Source organism: Streptomyces sp. NPDC033180 (assembly GCF_055577645.1).
Genome location: NZ_JBVIPU010000004.1, coordinates 383,115 through 400,059, shown reverse-complemented (window position 1 = coordinate 400,059; position 16,945 = coordinate 383,115). Strand labels below are relative to the sequence as shown.

The 16,945-nt window shown below is 69.8% G+C and carries 16 protein-coding genes; 1 reads left to right on the top strand and 15 read right to left on the bottom strand.

All coding sequences use genetic code 11. The features are described from left to right. The first annotated feature begins 82 nt into the window (after window positions 1-82). Window positions 83-1,315, top strand: a complete 1,233-nt coding sequence (locus ACZ5WE_RS15820; protein ID WP_467686481.1) for a DUF349 domain-containing protein — start codon at window positions 83-85, stop codon at window positions 1,313-1,315. Between the two features lie 78 nt (window positions 1,316-1,393). Here ACZ5WE_RS15820 and ACZ5WE_RS15815 read toward each other — a convergent pair whose 3' ends face one another. From ACZ5WE_RS15815 to pgsA, 15 genes are all read right to left on the bottom strand, one after another. After that, entirely contained in the window at window positions 1,394-3,967 is a 2,574-nt protein-coding gene (locus tag ACZ5WE_RS15815; RefSeq protein ID WP_467686483.1) for a RelA/SpoT family protein, read from the bottom strand. Between the two features lie 182 nt (window positions 3,968-4,149). Continuing rightward, complete coding sequence (locus ACZ5WE_RS15810; RefSeq protein ID WP_467686485.1) at window positions 4,150-4,698, bottom strand: adenine phosphoribosyltransferase; 549 nt, start codon at window positions 4,696-4,698, stop codon at window positions 4,150-4,152. Next, window positions 4,695-5,828, bottom strand: a complete 1,134-nt coding sequence (gene secF / locus ACZ5WE_RS15805) for a protein translocase subunit SecF (protein WP_467686487.1) — start codon at window positions 5,826-5,828, stop codon at window positions 4,695-4,697. Before secF ends, ACZ5WE_RS15810 begins: the two co-directional genes overlap by 4 nt. Window position 5,829: 1 nt before the next feature. After that, window positions 5,830-7,605: a protein translocase subunit SecD gene (secD, locus tag ACZ5WE_RS15800; protein WP_467686489.1), complete on the bottom strand. Its 1,776-nt coding sequence runs from the start codon at window positions 7,603-7,605 to the stop codon at window positions 5,830-5,832. A 170-nt stretch (window positions 7,606-7,775) separates the two neighbouring features. After that, window positions 7,776-8,243, bottom strand: a complete 468-nt coding sequence (gene yajC / locus ACZ5WE_RS15795) for a preprotein translocase subunit YajC (protein ID WP_467686491.1) — start codon at window positions 8,241-8,243, stop codon at window positions 7,776-7,778. 164 nt (window positions 8,244-8,407) lie between these two features. Beyond that, a complete protein-coding gene (ruvB, locus tag ACZ5WE_RS15790; RefSeq protein ID WP_467686493.1) occupies window positions 8,408-9,490 on the bottom strand; it encodes a Holliday junction branch migration DNA helicase RuvB in 1,083 nt (360 codons plus the stop codon). A gap of 74 nt (window positions 9,491-9,564) precedes the next feature. Further along, entirely contained in the window at window positions 9,565-10,173 is a 609-nt protein-coding gene (ruvA, locus tag ACZ5WE_RS15785) for a Holliday junction branch migration protein RuvA (protein WP_453700239.1), read from the bottom strand. Beyond that, window positions 10,170-10,763 carry a crossover junction endodeoxyribonuclease RuvC gene (gene ruvC / locus ACZ5WE_RS15780; protein WP_467686495.1) on the bottom strand — a complete coding sequence of 198 codons (594 nt, stop codon included), beginning with the start codon at window positions 10,761-10,763 and terminating at the stop codon, window positions 10,170-10,172. The genes ruvA and ruvC overlap by 4 nt, the downstream gene beginning before the upstream one ends. A gap of 132 nt (window positions 10,764-10,895) precedes the next feature. Then, window positions 10,896-11,648 (bottom strand): YebC/PmpR family DNA-binding transcriptional regulator, encoded by a 753-nt coding sequence (locus ACZ5WE_RS15775; protein ID WP_467686497.1) that lies wholly within the window; start codon window positions 11,646-11,648, stop codon window positions 10,896-10,898. Between the two features lie 48 nt (window positions 11,649-11,696). Beyond that, window positions 11,697-12,302, bottom strand: coding sequence for a pyridoxal 5'-phosphate synthase glutaminase subunit PdxT (gene pdxT, locus ACZ5WE_RS15770; protein WP_467686499.1), 606 nt, complete (start codon window positions 12,300-12,302; stop codon window positions 11,697-11,699). Between the two features lie 12 nt (window positions 12,303-12,314). Then, on the bottom strand, window positions 12,315-13,229 hold the full coding sequence (pdxS, locus tag ACZ5WE_RS15765) for a pyridoxal 5'-phosphate synthase lyase subunit PdxS (protein ID WP_363210987.1): 915 nt from the start codon (window positions 13,227-13,229) through the stop codon (window positions 12,315-12,317). 136 nt (window positions 13,230-13,365) lie between these two features. Next, complete coding sequence (locus ACZ5WE_RS15760; protein WP_467686501.1) at window positions 13,366-13,911, bottom strand: LemA family protein; 546 nt, start codon at window positions 13,909-13,911, stop codon at window positions 13,366-13,368. 81 nt (window positions 13,912-13,992) lie between these two features. Continuing rightward, complete coding sequence (locus ACZ5WE_RS15755) at window positions 13,993-15,153, bottom strand: glycosyltransferase family 4 protein (protein ID WP_467686503.1); 1,161 nt, start codon at window positions 15,151-15,153, stop codon at window positions 13,993-13,995. Then, window positions 15,150-16,088, bottom strand: a complete 939-nt coding sequence (locus ACZ5WE_RS15750; protein ID WP_467686504.1) for a phosphatidylinositol mannoside acyltransferase — start codon at window positions 16,086-16,088, stop codon at window positions 15,150-15,152. The genes ACZ5WE_RS15755 and ACZ5WE_RS15750 overlap by 4 nt, the downstream gene beginning before the upstream one ends. Continuing rightward, a complete protein-coding gene (gene pgsA, locus ACZ5WE_RS15745; RefSeq protein WP_467686505.1) occupies window positions 16,085-16,765 on the bottom strand; it encodes a phosphatidylinositol phosphate synthase in 681 nt (226 codons plus the stop codon). The genes ACZ5WE_RS15750 and pgsA overlap by 4 nt, the downstream gene beginning before the upstream one ends. Window positions 16,766-16,945 lie beyond the last annotated feature (180 nt).

Genomic DNA, 16,945 nt, shown 5'->3' with positions numbered 1-16,945 from the left:
GTCGCCTATCTTGGCGGTGACGAAACTGTGGACGATGCCGGGGGCCCGAGGCCCTGCGCAGGCATCATGTGGAGGAGGCGCTGTGAGCAGCGACCCGTGGGGCCGCGTCGACGAGACGGGGACCGTGTACGTGCGCAAGGCCGACGGCAGCGAGCGCGAGGTCGGTTCGTGGAAAGCGGGGTCTCCTGACGAGGCCCTCGCCTACTTCGAGCGCAAGTACGACGGTCTGGTCGTCGAGATCGGACTTCTCGAGCGCCGGGTGAAGACGACCGACCTGTCGGCCAAGGACGCCATGACCGCCATCGACCACCTGCGCCAGCAGGTGGACGAGGCACACGCGGTCGGCGATCTGGACGCCCTGAGCACGCGCCTGGACAAGCTCGTCGAGACCGTCGACGCACGCCGTGAAGAGCGCAAGGTCCAAAAGGCCAAGCAGTCGGACGAGGCGAGGCACGCCAAGGAGGCGCTGGTCGTCGAGGCCGAGGAGCTCGCCCAGAGCGAGCAGTGGCGGGCGGCCGGTGAGCGGCTTCGCGCCCTGGTGGACACCTGGAAGGGGCTGCCGCGCCTGGACCGCAAGTCGGACGACGAGCTGTGGCACCGCTTCTCGCACGCCCGCTCGGCCTTCTCCAAGCGGCGCAAGGCCCACTTCGCCTCGCTGGACGCCCAGCGCGAGGAGGCCCGCAAGACCAAGGAGAAGCTGGTCGGCGAGGCCGAGGCCCTCTCCGGGTCGACCGACTGGGGTCCGACGGCCGCGCGCTACCGCGACCTGATGACCGAGTGGAAGGCCGCGGGCCGCGCGCAGCGCGAGCACGAGGACGACCTGTGGAACCGCTTCCGCGGCGCACAGGACGTGTTCTTCGCGGCGCGCAGCTCGGTCTTCGCGGAGCGGGACGCCGAGCAGACGGAGAACCTGAAGCTGAAGGAGGAGCTGGCCGAGGAGGCCGAGAAGCTCGTCCCGGTGAAGGACCTCAAGTCGGCGCGCGCCGCCTTCCGTACGCTCAACGAGCGCTGGGAGGCCATCGGCCACGTCCCGCGTGACGCGCGGCCGAAGGTCGAGGGCCGGATGCACGCGGTGGAGCGTGCCCTGCAGGAGACCGAGGAGGCCGAGTGGCGCCGGACGAACCCTGAGGCGCGGGCTCGGGCCGCGGGCCTGACGGGGCAGCTGCAGGCGGCGGTCGACAAACTGGTCGACCAGATCGAGAAGGCGCGTGCGGCGGGCAACAACGCCAAGGCCGACAAGCTCCAGAGGGAGCTCGACGGTCGCCAGGCGCTGCTCGACCAGGCCCTCAAGGGTCTGCACGAGTTCGGCGGCTGAGTCGGCTGAGTTTTCGCTGACTACGTAGAGGGGCTCCCGTACGTGACGTACGGGAGCCCCTCTACGTAGTGGACCGGCTTACGGCCTGCGTGCCGACGTCACCCGGTACACGTCATAGACACCCTCGACTCCCCTGACCGCCTTGAGCACATGGCCCAGGTGCTTGGGGTCGCCCATCTCGAAGGTGAAGCGCGAGGTGGCGACCCGGTCGCGGGAGGTCTGGACGGCCGCGGACAGGATGTTCACGTGCTGGTCCGAGAGGATGCGCGTGACGTCCGAGAGCAGCCGCGACCGATCCAGCGCCTCGACCTGGATGGCGACCAGGAAGACCGAGGACTGGGTGGGCGCCCACTCGACCTCGAGGATGCGCTCGGGCTCGCGGGAGAGCGAGTCGACGTTCACGCAGTCGCTGCGGTGAACCGATACGCCGCTGCCGCGCGTGACGAAGCCGATGATCCCGTCGCCGGGAACCGGCGTACAGCAGCGGGCCAGCTTGACCCACACGTCCTCGACGCCCTTGACGACGACACCGGGGTCGGCGTTGGCCCGGCGCTTGCTGCGGCTGCGCGAGGGCGGCGTGCTCTCGGCGATGTCCTCGTTGGCTGCCTCCTCGCCGCCGAGCGCCTGGACGAGCTTCTGCACGACCGACTGCGCGGTGACATGGCCTTCGCCGATCGCCGCGTAGAGGGACGAGATGTCGGGGTAGCGCATCTCGTGCGCCAGCGTCACGAGCGAGTCGCCCGTCAGGATCCGCTGGATCGGCAGGTTCTGCTTGCGCATGGCGCGCGCGATGGCGTCCTTGCCCTGCTCGATGGCCTCGTCGCGGCGCTCCTTGGAGAACCAGCCGCGGATCTTGTTGCGCGCCCGCGGTGACTTGACGAAGCCGAGCCAGTCGCGGGACGGGCCCGCGCCGGCCGCCTTGGAGGTGAAGACCTCCACCAAGTCGCCGTTGTCCAGGGTCGATTCGAGCGGCACGAGCCGTCCGTTGACCCGGGCCCCTATGGTGCGGTGGCCGACCTCGGTGTGGACCGCGTACGAGAAGTCGACCGGGGTCGCGCCCGCCGGGAGCGCTATGACGTCGCCCTTCGGCGTGAAGACGAAGACTTCGTTGCGCGACAGGTCGAAGCGCAGCGACTCCAGGAACTCGCTCGGGTCCTCGGTCTCCTTCTGCCAGTCCAGGAGCTGGCGCAGCCACGCCATGTCGTTGAGGTGGTCGTCCTTGCCGCCGGCCTTCTTCGGCACGTCCGTGCGCACCTTGGAGGCGCCCGCGACGGCCTCCTGCTTGTACTTCCAGTGCGCGGCGATGCCGTACTCGGCGCGGCGGTGCATGTCGAACGTGCGGATCTGGAGCTCGACGGGCTTGCCGTTGGGGCCGATGACCGTCGTGTGCAGCGACTGGTACATGTTGAACTTCGGCATCGCGATGTAGTCCTTGAACCGGCCGGGGACCGGGTTCCATCGCGCGTGAACGGTGCCGAGTGCGGCGTAGCAGTCGCGGACCGTGTCGACGAGGACGCGGATGCCCACCAGGTCGTAGATCTCCGCGAAGTCACGGCCGCGGACGATCATCTTCTGGTAGACGCTGTAGTAGTGCTTCGGGCGCCCGGTGACCGTGGCCTTGATGCGGGCGGCGCGCAGGTCGGCCTGGACCTCGTCGGTCACTATGGCGAGGTACTCGTCGCGCTTGGGTGCGCGCTCGGCGACCAGGCGCACGATCTCGTCGTACATCTTGGGGTAGAGGATCGCGAAGGCGAGGTCCTCCAGCTCCCACTTGATGGTGTTCATGCCCAGGCGGTGGGCCAGGGGCGCGTAGATCTCCAGCGTCTCGCGGGCCTTCTTCTCCTGCTTCTCGCGCTTGAGATACCGCATCGTGCGCATGTTGTGCAGGCGGTCGGCGAGCTTGATGACCAGGACGCGGGGGTCCTTGGCCATGGCGACGACCATCTTGCGCACGGTCTCGGCCTGCGCCGCCTCGCCGAACTTGACCTTGTCGAGCTTGGTGACGCCGTCGACGAGGAGGGCGACCTGGTCGCCGAAGTCGCGCTTGAGGGTGTCGAGGCCGTACTCGGTGTCCTCGACCGTGTCGTGCAGGAGGCCCGCCATCAGGGTGGCCGGGTCCATGCCCAGCTCGGCAAGGATCGTCGTCACGGCGAGGGGGTGCGTGATGTACGGGTCGCCGCTCTTGCGCTTCTGGCCGCGGTGCCAGCGCTCGGCGACCTGGTACGCCTTCTCGATCTGCCGCAGCGTGGCCGTCTCGATCTTGGGGTCGTTGCTGCGCACTATCCGCAGCAGCGGCTCCAGGACCGGGTTGTACGGGTTGGAGCGCTGGACGCCGAGGCGGGCCAGACGGGCGCGTACGCGGTTGGAGGAGCCGGAGCGCTCGTTCCTGGCCGCGGTGGGGCGTGGCGTGGGCGTCGTGCTGCCTGCCCGGGCCTCGGTGGGGGGCTTGGGGCGGGCTTCGGCGGCCGGCTTGTCACGCTGGGCGCTGTCGCCAGGTGTACTCGGTGCGGACTTGCCGCCGGGGGCGCTGGGGGGCGTGCTCTCCTGCTGCCTCGCGGGTGTCGCGTTCTTCGCGGGCGTGGCAGCGTGCGCCGCCGCGCGCTTGGCCTCTTCGGCCTTGGCGGCGGTGGGTGCCTTGGAATCGTCTGGCAAGAGGCGCTCCCTGTGCGCGATCCGGGTCCCCCGGTCAGGCCCCGAAGAGCCCATGGTATCGATCCTCGACCTTTGGCTCTCCCTCAGCTCGTGAGACGCCCTTCTACGAGAGAAACGCCTGAGGCGGGCGCCGGATTCCTCCGGGCCCGCCTCAGGGCGTGCGTGGTGGCCGCTCAGCCGCCTCAGACGGTGAGGAGGGCCTCCAGCGGGGCGCCCTCCAAGGCCGTCTCCAGTTTGGCGCGGCCCCCGAGGAAACCGAGCTCCATCAGGACGGCCACACCGGCGACCTGAGCGCCCGCACGGCGGATGAGCCGCAGGGACGCCTCGGCGGTGCCGCCGGTCGCCAGGACGTCGTCGATGACCATGACGCGGTCGTCGGCGGCGAGGTCCTCGGCGTGCACCTCGATCTCGGCGCTGCCGTACTCCAGGTCGTAACGCTGGCTGAGCGTCGCTCCGGGGAGCTTGCCCGCCTTCCGTACGGGGATGAAGCCGAGCCCCGCGCGCAGGGCGACCGGGGCGCCCAGGATGAAGCCGCGGGCCTCCAGGCCGACGATCTTCGTGGCGCCGTGCCGCACCGCGAGGCCCGCGAGGGCCTCGGTCAGTGCGGCGAAGGCCTCCGGGTCCGCGAGAAGCGGCGTGATGTCCTTGAACATCACCCCGGGCTCGGGGTAATCGGGAACGTCCCGGATGCGGCTGAGCAGCAGCTCCGGCGTTCCGGCGAGCTCGGTCATCGGCGCTTCCCGGAGGGACGGCCGCGGCCTCGGCCACGCGAGGCAGGCTGCGTGCGCGGGCCGACGACGCCCGCGGGGGCGGCGTCCTCCGGCAGGTCGTCCTGCGGCTCGTCACCCTCGTCCCGAGCGGAGTTCTCCACCTCCACGGACTCGCCCTTGGCCGCCGCGGCGGCTCGCTTGGCGAGGATGCGCTTCTTGAGCGCCTTCATCTGCGGCTCGGTCTCCTTGAGATCGGCGACGAGCGGCGTGGCGATGAAGATCGAGGAGTACGCACCGGCCGCGAGGCCGACGAACAGCGACAGCGAGATGTCGTTCAGCATGCCCGCGCCGAGGAAGCCGCCGCCGATGAAGAGCAGTCCGGCGACCGGCAGGAGCGCGACGACCGTGGTGTTGATCGAGCGCACCAGGGTGCTGTTGATGCTGCGGTTGGCGACCTCGCTGTAGGTCCACCGGGTCTGCTTGGTGAGGTCCTTCGACTGCTCCTTCAAGCTGTCGAAGACCACCACCGTGTCGTACAGCGAATAGCCGAGGATCGTCAGCAGGCCGATGATCGTGCCCTGGGTGACCTCGAAGCCCACCAGGGCGTACACACCGACGGTGATCGTGATGTCGTGGATCAGGGCGATCAGCGCGGCGAGGGCCATGCGCCACTCGAAGGCGATCGCCAGGTAGATCACCACGAGGACCATGAAGATGATCAGGCCCGTCCAGGCCTTCTTGCTGATCTGCTCACCCCAACTGGGGCCCACGAGATCGGCGTTGATGGTGTCGGTCTTCAGGTCCATGTCCTTGGCCAGATCCGCCTTGATCTGGTCGGACTTGGCGGTGTCCACGCCGGCGACCTGGATGCGCAGACCGCCCGAGCCGAGCTCCTGGACGACGGCGTCGTGGCCGGAGGCCTCTTCCGCGTACCTTTCGGCCTGCGCGACCGAGACGCTGGTCTTCGGGGTGGTGAAGACGGCACCGCCCTCGAACTCGATGCCCATGTTCAGGCCGCGCACCGCGAGGCCGACGATGGCCGTGATGGTGATCAGGATCGAGAGGCCGTACCAGATCTTGCGCTTGCCGACGAAGTCGTAGCCGACCTCACCGCGGTAGAGCCTGGCGCCGAGATTGCCGAGCTTCGACATCTCACGCCTCCTTCGGGTCGACAGGGCCAGCGGAAGAACCAGTGGCGCGGCGGGTGCGGCGCAGCGGCGGCTTGGCGCCGAGGCGCTTCGGGTCGAGACCGGACCACTTGTGGCCGTTCGCGAAGAACGGCTTGCGCGCCATGAGGGTCATCAGCGGCTTGGTGAAGAAGAACACCACGACGACGTCGAGCAGCGTGGTCAGGCCGAGCGTGAACGCGAAGCCCTGGACCTTGCCGACCGTCACGATGAAGAGCACCGCGGCCGCGAGGAACGACACGAAGTCGGAGACCAGGATGGTGCGCCGGGCACGCGGCCAGGCACGCTCCACGGCGGGCCGCAGCGTGCGTCCCTCTCTGACCTCGTCCCTGACGCGTTCGAAGAACACGATGAACGAGTCCGCGGTGATACCGATCGCAACGATCGCACCACACACCGCGGGCAGGTTCAGGGTGAAGGAGATGGCCGGGCCGAGCAGCGTCATCAGGGTGTACGTCAGGGCTGCCGAGACCAGGAGGCTCGCGATGGCGATCAGCGAGAGGCCGCGGTAGTAGACCACCAGGTAGATGATGACGAGCGCGAGACCGATGGCGCCGGCGATCAGACCGGCGTGCAGCTGCTCGCCGCCGAGTGCCGGGCTCACCGTGGTGACGCTCTGCTCGTGGAAGGTCAGCGGCAGCGCGCCGTACGACAGGATGTTGGCGAGGTCCTGGGCCGACTCCTGGGTGAAGCTGCCGGAGATCTCCGCGTTCGAGTTCAGCGTCGTGTTGACGCTGGGGGCCGAGGCCACCTCGCCGTCGAGGACGATGGCGAACTGGTTCATCGGGGGCTGCTGCTGCGAGAGCTTGCTGGTGGTCTTGGAGAACTTCTTCGAGCCGCCGCCCGTGAACTCCATGTTGACGACCCAGGCGCCGCTCTGCTGGTTGATGGTGGCCTTGGCGTCGTCGACGTCCTTGCCGTTCAGCTCGGCCGGGCCGAGAACGTACTTCTCCCACTGCCCCGCGTTGTTCTTGCCACAGGCCACGGTCTGCTCGGACGCCTTGACGCCGTCGCCGACCTTGCCGCGCTGAGCCTTGTCCGTGCAGTCGAGCGCGGTGAACTTCTTCTGCAGCGCCGCGGTGGCCGGGTCGGCGGACGGGGTGGGGGTCGGCGCCCCCTTGTCCTTGCCGCTGCCCTTGTCCGAGTCCTTCGGGGTCGGCGTCGGGTCGGCCTTCAGGCCGTCGGTGACGGCGCGGCCCTGAGGGCTGGGCGAGCCGGTGGCGGTCGGCGTCGAGGACGCCTTGTCGTCGCCCTTGTCCGTCGCCTTGGGCGTGTCCTTGCCCTTGTCCTTGTCCTTGCCGGACGAGCTGGCGGACGGCTCGGGGGTGGGCTCACCGGCGGCCACCGTCAGGACGGGACGGAAGTAGAGCTGAGCGGTCGTACCGACCTGCTCGCGTGCCTGCTTCTCGTTCGTGCCCTTGGGGATGTTGACGATGATGTTGTCTTCGCCCTGGGTCTGCACCTCGGCCTCGGACACACCCAGACCATTGACGCGGTTGTTGATGATGCTGACCGCGGTGTTCATGTTGGTCGGGTTGATCGCGTTCTTCTGGCCGGGCTCGTTCTTCGCCTGGAGCGTGATGCTCGTACCGCCGGCGAGGTCGATGCCGAGGCGGGGCGTGGTGTTCCCGGAGAGGAACATTCCCCCGGTGAGCGCCACGAGGGCGATCAGGATGAAGACCAAAGAGCGTCCCGGCTTGCCCGGGGCGCTCTGCCTTCGGCCCTTCTTAGGTGCTGCCACCTTCTCGTTCTCCCTGTCCAACCGCCCCGGCGTCCGGTGATCTGCCCCGCACGGAGCGGGGAGTTCCCAGGTCGGGCGGCCATGAAATGGTGTCGAGACCCGTCACGAAACCCACGCACTGCGAGGGCCGTGGCAGCGCGAGCGGCGCGCTCCACGGGCCCCGGTGGTGGCTACTTCGCGTCGGACTCGCCGTCGGTCTTCTTCGGCTCGGCGTCGTCGGCCTTGGGGGCGCTGTCCGCGTCCTTCTTGCCGAGGTCGATGGGCGAGTCGTCGGAAGCGTCGGCGGCGGGCTCGTCGGTCTCGGTCAGGGAGGAGGCGTCGTCCGGAACGACGGGGTCGTCCGACTTCACGGCACTCGTGCCGTGGATGATGCGGTTGTACTCGTCATCCTCGAGGACGGCGCCCACGGAGTTCTTCGCGTAGAACGCGTGCACGCCAGGAGCCACCTCAAGGAGGACGGCGTCGTCGTGAACCTCCTTGACGGTGGCGTACATGCCGCCGATCGTGCGGATGCCGGTGCCGGGCTGCATCTCATTGCGCATCTGCGCGGCCGCCTGCTGCTTCTTCTTGGCGGAGCGCGTCATCAGGAACATGGCCCCGATGAGCACGATGAAGGGGAGGAGGGTCACGATATTCACGGGACGGAGTTTCCTTCGCATGACCGCGCAGGTAAGCGGCCTGATGGGCGGGGGTGGGCACGCCGCCCACAAGGGCGGCATCGGCGGAGTCTAAGCGAGTCCGCGCCTAACGAACAACGCTCAGCATGGCACCGCAGTTCCTGACCGTGCGAGTACGCGCGCCGTCACGCCCCGAACAGGTCCCCTTGTCCGATTCCGCCCGCCTGCCGCGGCGGAACAAGGCCGAGATGCGCCCATGCCGCGGGCGTCCCGACCCGGCCGCGAGGGGTGCGCGCGAGCAGTCCCTCCCGTACCAGGAAGGGCTCGGCGACCTCCTCGACCGTCTCGCGCTCCTCCCCCACGGCGACCGCGAGCGTCGACAGGCCGACGGGCCCGCCGCCGAAGAGCTTGAGCAGGGCCTCCAGGACGGCTCGGTCCAGGCGGTCGAGGCCCCGGTCGTCGACTTCATAGACCTTGAGGGCGGCGCCCGCGATGTCCCTGTTGATCACGCCGTCGGCCTTGACCTGCGCGTAGTCCCGCACGCGGCGCAGCAGACGGTTGGCGATACGGGGCGTGCCGCGCGAGCGTCCCGCGATCTCGGCGGCGCCCGCGGGGTCGATCTCCACGTCCAGGAGGTGCGCGGAGCGGTGGATCACGCGCTCCAGCTCGGACGGTTCGTAGAACTCCATGTGCGCGGTGAAGCCGAAGCGGTCGCGCAGCGGCGGCGGCAGCAGGCCCGCCCTGGTGGTGGCGCCGACCAGGGTGAACGGCGGCAGCTCCAGCGGGATGGCGGTGGCGCCGGGGCCCTTGCCGACGATGACGTCGACGCGGAAGTCCTCCATCGCCATGTAGAGCATTTCCTCGGCGGGCCGGGACATCCGGTGGATCTCGTCGAGGAAGAGCACCTCTCCCTCCTGGAGGGAGGAGAGGATCGCGGCCAGATCGCCCGCGTGCTGGATCGCGGGGCCGCTGGTGATGCGGATCGGGGCGCCCATCTCGGCCGCGATGATCATCGAGAGGGTGGTCTTGCCGAGGCCGGGGGCGCCGGAGAGCAGGACGTGGTCGGCGGTGGCGCCCCGCGCGCGGGCCGCGCGCAGGACGAGGTCGAGCTGCTCGCGGACCTTCTCCTGACCGATGAACTCACCCAGGTCCTTGGGGCGGAGGGCGGCCTCGACCGCCTGGTCCTCGCCGTCGGCGGACGCACCGACGAGCCGCTCGGCCGCGCCGGCGGGGGCGGTCGTGTCGTCGGTCGTCTCGTCCCAGTTCATGAGCTCGCCTCGCGATGTGGTTCTGGTGATCAGCGGTGTTTTCCGGTGGTCAGGAGCTAGCGGGTGCGCTTCGGCTAACGGGTGCGGTTCAGCGTCTGCAGCGCGGCCTTGAGGAGCTGGCCCACCTGCGGCTTCTCGGACGCCTCGGCCTGCGGGGTGACGGCGGCGACGGCTTCGTCGGCCTCCCGCGTCGCGTACCCGAGCCCGATGAGCGCCGCGTGCAGCTGATCGCTCCAGCCGGAGGTGACGGGGGTGCCGATCGCGGGGCCGCCCGTGCCGAGGGGCTCGCCGAGACGGTCCTTGTACTCCAGGAGCAACTTCTGGGCGCCCTTCTTGCCGATGCCAGGCACCGCGGTGAGCGCCTTCTCGTCGCCGGTGGCGACCGCGCGGCGCAGGGCGTCCGGGCTGTGCACGGCGAGCATGGCCTGCGCGAGGCGCGGTCCGACGCCGCTCGCGGTCTGCAGGAGCTCGAACGTCTGGCGCTCGTCGTCGTCCGCGAAGCCGTACAGGGTCAGGGAGTCCTCGCGGACGACAAGGGAGGTGGCGAGCTTGGTCTGCTGGCCGATCCGCAGGGTGGAGAGCGTGTTCGGCGTGCACTGGATGGCCATGCCGACACCGCCGACCTCGACCACCGCGGCATCGGGGGCGAGCGCGGCGACGGGGCCGCTGACGAAGGCGATCATGCGGTACGGCCTTTCTGTGCTGCCCGGGCTGTACGGGCTGTCGGGGTCTTGGATGCGTGCAGGGCGGCTGCCTGCTGGAGGCGGTTCTGGGCCACGGCCTGCTGGAGTCGGCTCTGGGCGGGGGCACGCCAGATGTGGCAGATGGCGAGGGCGAGAGCGTCCGCGGCGTCGGCGGGCTTGGGCGGTGCGTCGAGCCGCAGGAGCCGGGTGACCATCGTCCCGACCTGCGCCTTGTCCGCGCGGCCGTTGCCGGTGACGGCGGCCTTGACCTCGCTGGGCGTGTGCAGGGCGACGGGGATGCCGCGACGCGACGCGCAGAGCATGGCGACGGCGCTTGCCTGGGCGGTGCCCATCACCGTCCGTACGTTGTGCTGGCTGAACACCCGCTCCACGGCGAGGACTTCGGGGTCGTGTTCGTCGAGCCACTGCTCGATGCCCTGCTCGATGGCGACCAGGCGGTGGCCGAGCTCGGCGTCGGCGGGCGTGCGCACGACGCCGACTCCGCGCATGGTCAGCGGGCGTCCGGCCACTCCGTCGACGACCCCCACACCGCACCGGGTCAGGCCGGGGTCCACCCCCAGTACGCGCATGCGCGCCCCTCCCCTCGTCGCGGCGACGATCTTTGACTTCGAGCCAGGCTATCCGCTGCCACCGACAACAGCGGCGGGCCGGTGGACGTGTGTCCCATCCGGCCCGCCGAAACCGCTCAGCTCGCGGCAGCGCTACGCGTCGACCTTCTCCATGACCTCGTCGCTCACGTCGAAGTTGGCGAAGACGTTCTGGACGTCGTCGCTGTCCTCGAGCGCGTCGATCAGCTTGAAGATCTTCCGCGCGCCGTCCTCGTCCAGCTCGACCTGCATGGTCGGGACGAAGTTGGCGTCGGCCGAGTCGTACTCGATGCCGGCCTCCTGGAGCGCGCTGCGGACCGCAACCATGTCGGTGGCCTCGGAGAGGACCTCGAAGGACTCGCCCAGGTCGTTGACCTCTTCGGCGCCCGCGTCCAGGACGGCGCCCAGGACGTCGTCCTCGGCGAGCTCACCCTTGGGGACGATCACGACGCCCTTGCGGTTGAAGAGGTACGAGACGGAGCCCGGGTCGGCCATCGAGCCGCCGTTGCGGGTCATCGCGACGCGTACGTCCGATGCCGCGCGGTTGCGGTTGTCGGTGAGGCACTCGATGAGCACCGCGACGCCGTTCGGGCCGTAGCCCTCGTACATGATCGTCTCGTAGTCGGCGCCACCGGCTTCGAGACCGGCGCCGCGCTTGACCGCGGAGTCGATGTTCTTGTTCGGGACCGAGCTCTTCTTCGCCTTCTGGATGGCGTCGAAGAGGGTCGGGTTACCGGACACATCGGCGCCGCCCGTGCGGGCCGCGACCTCGATGTTCTTGATCATCTTCGCGAAGAGCTTGCCGCGCTTGGCGTCAATCACGGCCTTCTTGTGCTTCGTCGTAGCCCATTTAGAGTGGCCGGACATCTGCCTGTCTCCTTCGCGTTACCCAACTGTACGAACGCAGAGATCCTACTAGGATCCCGCCGCCGCGTGCCCCCGCACCATCCCGACGAACAGCTCGTGCACGCGATGGTCGCCCGTCAGCTCCGGATGGAACGACGTGGCGAGCGCGTTGCCCTGACGCACGGCGACGATGTGCCCCTCGTGCTCGGCGAGCACCTCGACGCGCGCGCCGACCGACTCGACCCAGGGGGCGCGGATGAAGACGCCCTCCACGGGGTCGCCGTCGATGCCGGCGATGTCGACGGCCGCCTCGAAGGACTCGTTCTGCCGACCGAAGGCGTTGCGGCGCACGATCATGTCGATGCCGCCGAAGGTCTCCTGCTCGGAGCGCGGATCGAGGATCTTGTCGGCGAGCATGATCATGCCCGCGCAGCTGCCGTAGACCGGCATGCCTTCACTCACGCGCGCGCGAAGGGGCTCCATCAGGCCGAAGAGGGCGGCCAGTTTGGAGATGGTGGTGGACTCACCGCCGGGGATGACCAGGCCGTCCACCTCGGCGAGCTCTTCGGGGCGCCTGACCGGCCTGGCCACGGCGTCCGCCGAGGCCAGGGCGATCAAGTGCTCCCGTACGTCGCCCTGGAGAGCCAGGACGCCGACTACAGGGGTGTCAGTCATCTACGTAGTGCCTTACCAGCCACGGTTCGCGTAGCGCTCGGCCTCGGGGAGGGTGTCGCAGTTGATGCCGACCATGGCCTCGCCGAGGTTGCGCGACGCGTCCGCGATGATCTTGGGGTCGTCGTAGAAGGTGGTGGCCTTCACGATGGCGGCGGCGCGCGCGGCCGGGTCGCCCGATTTGAAGATGCCGGAACCGACGAAGACGCCCTCGGCGCCGAGCTGACGCATCAGGGCGGCGTCGGCGGGGGTGGCGACGCCACCGGCCGAGAAGAGGACCACCGGCAGCTTGCCCAGCTCGGAGACCTCCTTGACCAGCTCGTACGGGGCGCGCAGGTCCTTGGCGGCGGCGTACAGCTCGTTGTTGTCGAAGCCGCGCAGCCTGGCGATCTCGTTCTTGATCTGGCGCAGGTGACGCACGGCCTCGACGACGTTGCCGGTGCCGGCCTCGCCCTTGGAGCGGATCATGGCCGCGCCCTCGGCGATGCGGCGCAGGGCCTCGCCCAGGTTGGTGGCGCCACAGACGAACGGGGTCGTGAAGGCGAACTTGTCGCTGTGGTTGACCTCGTCGGCCGGGGTCAGGACCTCGGACTCGTCGATGTAGTCGACGCCGAGGGACTGCAGGACCTGGGCCTCGACGAAGTGGCCGATGCGGGACTTGGCCATGACCGGGATGGAGACGGCCTCGATGATCTCTTCGATCATGTTCGGGTCGGACATCCGGGCGACGCCGCCGTCCTTGCGGATGTCGGCGGGGACCCGCTCCAGCGCCATGACGGCGACCGCGCCCGCGTCCTCGGCTATCTTCGCCTGCTCGGCGTTGACGACGTCCATGATGACGCCGCCCTTGAGCTGCTCGGCCATGCCGCGCTTGACGCGCGCGGTGCCGGTCTCGGGCGACTGGTTGCTGCTGGGGAGGGTGCTGGACACGGAGTTGACCTCGCTCGCTGAAGACGGGTTACTGCGTCTACGAGGAAACTCCCGGCCACCAGTCCACAGCAAGGGCCAATGGATGACCGGTGGCTCGTTTTTCCCGGACGCTCCTGGTCAGGGACGTGTCAGGGGTCTACGAAGTCGCGCGGTCGGCCAGCGCGACCGGCGGCTCGTCGTCCATCTCGAAGGCCATCGGGAACGGCGCGTACCCCGCGAGGCGGAACCAGCGGACCGTGCGGTGCCTGCGCAGGGCGCGAGCCGCGCGTACCGCGTCATTGTGGAAGCGCCGGGCCATCGGCACCCGGCGCACGGCCGCCGCGAGCTCGGTCGCCGCCTCGTCACCGCCGGGAGCCTCGCGCACCGCCTCCACCTGCTGTGCCTCGCCGAAGATCGCGCGCAGCGCCTGGCTGAGCTCGCTCTCGGCGACCTCCCGGTGCTCCTCCTCGGCCTGCCGGGCCGCGTGCGCCGCTTCGTAGAGCACGATGGAGGCCGCCGGGTCGAGCACCCCCGATGTGGCCAACTCCTGGGCGACCGAGGCGCGGCGGAGCAGCTGTGCGTCGAGGGCGGCGCGGGCCGCGTCGATGCGGGCGTGCAGCCGGTCGAGCCGGCCCGCGGTCCAGCTCAGGTAGAGGCCGATCGCGAGGAGGGCTACCGCGATCCAGATCAGTGTCGAGGTCACCGGTCCGAGGCTAGTCGAGCCGCCGCGCCCGCATGACCGCCGGGCTCCCGGGGCCTGCGGCGGTCAGTCCCTCAGCCCCGGTCAGTCCCGTGCGAGCCCGAACCGCGCCCGGAGACCTGAACGTTCATCGGCGGCCACGGCGGCCGCTCCGTCCGCCACCGTCTCGTACACCGAGAGGATGTCGGCGCCCACCGTCGACCAGTCGAAGCGGCGCACGTGCTTGCTGCCGCGCTCGCGCAGCTCGTCGCGGCGCTCGGGGTCGCCGAGGAGCCGCAGGGCGGCGGCGGCCAGCGAGTCCGCGTCCTCGTTGGTGAACAGGTCGCCCGCGGCGCCCTGGTCGAGGACCTGCGCGAAGGCGTCCAGATCGCTGGCGAGTACGGGTGCGCCCGCCGACAGCGCCTCGACGAGGATGATCCCGAAGCTCTCGCCCCCGGTGTTGGGAGCGACGTACACGTCGACGCTGGCCAGCAGCCGTGCCTTGTCCTCGTCGCTGACCATGCCGAGGAACTCCACGCGCTCGCGCATCTCGACGGGCAGCGAGGAGACGGCCTCGTGTTCGTCGCCGCGGCCCGCGACGAGCAGCCGGGTGTCGGGGCGCTCGGCGAGGATCTTCGGCAGCGCCTTCATCAGCACCGGAAGGCCCTTGCGCGGCTCGTCGATGCGGCCGATGAAACCGAGCGTCCCGCCCTGCCATTCCACCTTCGGCTCGACCTTGGCGAAGAAGTCGACGTCCACGCCGTTCGGGATGACGACCGCGTCGCCGCCCAGGTGCTCGACGAGCGTGCGGCGCGCGTACTCGCTCACCGCGATGCGCGCGCTGATCTTCTCCAGGGCGGGCTGCAGGATCGGATACGCCGCGATCATGGCCCGCGAGCGCGGGTTGGACGTGTGGAACGTCGCGACGATCGGGCCCTGTGCCGCCCAGCACGTGAGCAGTCCGAGTGAGGGCGATGTCGGCTCGTGGATGTGGATGACGTCGAACGTGCCGTCGTGCAGCCAGCGGCGCACCCGGGCGGCCGAGAGGAACCCGAAGTTGAGCCGGGCCACCGAGCCGTTGTACGGCACGGGAACGGCGCGGCCCGCCGACACGACGTACGGCGGAAGGGGGGTCTCGTCGTCCGCCGGGGCCAGGACGGACACCTCGTGCCCGAGGCGGATCAGGTGCTCCGCGAGGTCGCGGATGTGGAACTGGACGCCGCCCGGCACGTCCCACGAGTAGGGGCAGACGATGCCGATCCTCACGGGGCGGTCCCCTCGGCGAGGTGCCCGGAGCCGTCGGCGGGCCCCTTCGCGGGGTCGAGATCAGCGAGCCACAAGCGCTGCAGCATGTGCCAGTCCTCCGGATGGTCGGCGATACCCGTGGCGAAGGCGTCTGCCAGCGCCTGCGTCATGACAGACGTCTTCTCCGCGCGGGTACCTGTCTCGGGGACATCGACGGGGGCGTGAACACGCCCCTTCATGACGGGCGTCTCGTCAAACCAGAGGGTGACGGGCAGCAACAGCGCCCCCGTCTGCTGCGCGAGCATCGCGGGCCCCGCGGGCATCCGCGCGGTGTCCCCGAAGAACTTCACCTCGACGCCGGACGCGGAGAGGTCCCGGTCCGCGACGAGGCAGATCAGACCGCCCGCGCGCAGCCGCCGCGCCAGGGTGCCGAACGCGGAGCCGCCCTCGTGCGGCAGGACCTCCATGCCCAGGCCCTCGCGGTAGGCGACGAAACGGTCGTACAGCGTCTCGGGCTTGAGTCGCTCGGCGACCGTCGTGAACGGCGTGTCCAGCTTCGTGGTGACCCACGCGCCCGCCAGGTCCCAATTGCCCAGGTGGGGAAGGGCGATGATGACGCCCTTGCCGGAGGCGAGGCCGTCCGTCAGGTAGTGGAGGTCCTTGATCTCGACGCCTGCCTTGATGCGCTCCCGGCTCCACGACGGCAGCCGGAACGACTCCATCCAGTAACGCAGGTACGAGCGCATGCCCGCCTTGGACAGCTCGGCGAGGCGCTGCGGGCTCGCGTCGGGCACCACGCGCGCGTAGTTGGCCTCAAGACGCAGGACGCCCTTGCCGCGGCGCTTCCACACGGCGTCGGCGATGGTCCGGCCAAGGCGCACGGCCGCCGGCTCGGGGAGCTTCTTGACCGAGCTCCAGGCCGCTCCGTAGAGCGCGTCGGTCAGCCGGTCCTTCACGACGTGGCCTCACTGCCCTGCGCCGGAGCTGCCGGGGCCGCCGTGGCGGCGTCCGCCTCCGCGGACTCCCTGCGCACGGTCACGACGCGCTGCACGAGCGTGACGAGGCTGCCGACAGCGACGATCCACAGGGCGATGGGCAGCAGGATGTCGATGCCGGGCACCCCGAACTTGTGGAGTCCCGCGAGGCCCGCGGCGACCAGCGAGATCACCAGGCGCTCGGCGCGCTCCACCAGGCCGTTGACCGCGACGGGCAGGCCGATCGCCTCGCCGCGTGCCTTCGTGTACGAGACCACCTGGCCGCTGGCCAGGCAGAAGATGGAGACGGCGCACAGGACGTTGTTGTCGCCGGAGCCCGCGTACCAGAGCGCGAGGCCACCGAAGATCGCGCTGTCGGCGACCCGGTCGAGCGTGGAGTCCAGGAAGGCACCCCAGCGGCTGGAGCGTCCCAGCTGCCGCGCCATGTTCCCGTCGACGAGGTCGGAGAACACGAAGAGCGTGATGACGATCGTGCCCCAGAAGAACTCTCCGCGGGGGAAGAAGACCAGCGCGCCCGCCATCACACCGGCCGTGCCGATGAACGTGACCGCGTCGGGGCTCACGCCGCGACGGATGAGAAACGCGGCGAACGGTGTGAGAACACGCGTGAAGAATGCACGCGCGTACTTGTTCAGCATGGCCTTCCCGAGGGGTCGGTGAGCCGCGCGGCCCTGTTGGCCACCGGCTGGCCCATCGTAGTCACGCCCTTGACGGACCGGCTCGCCCCCTCACGATCGCGTACGACGTATGGACGCACAGTGACCCGAGTGGAAAGCTCGAAAGCACCGCGGGCGTCGCCGGACCGACCCGCACGCGGC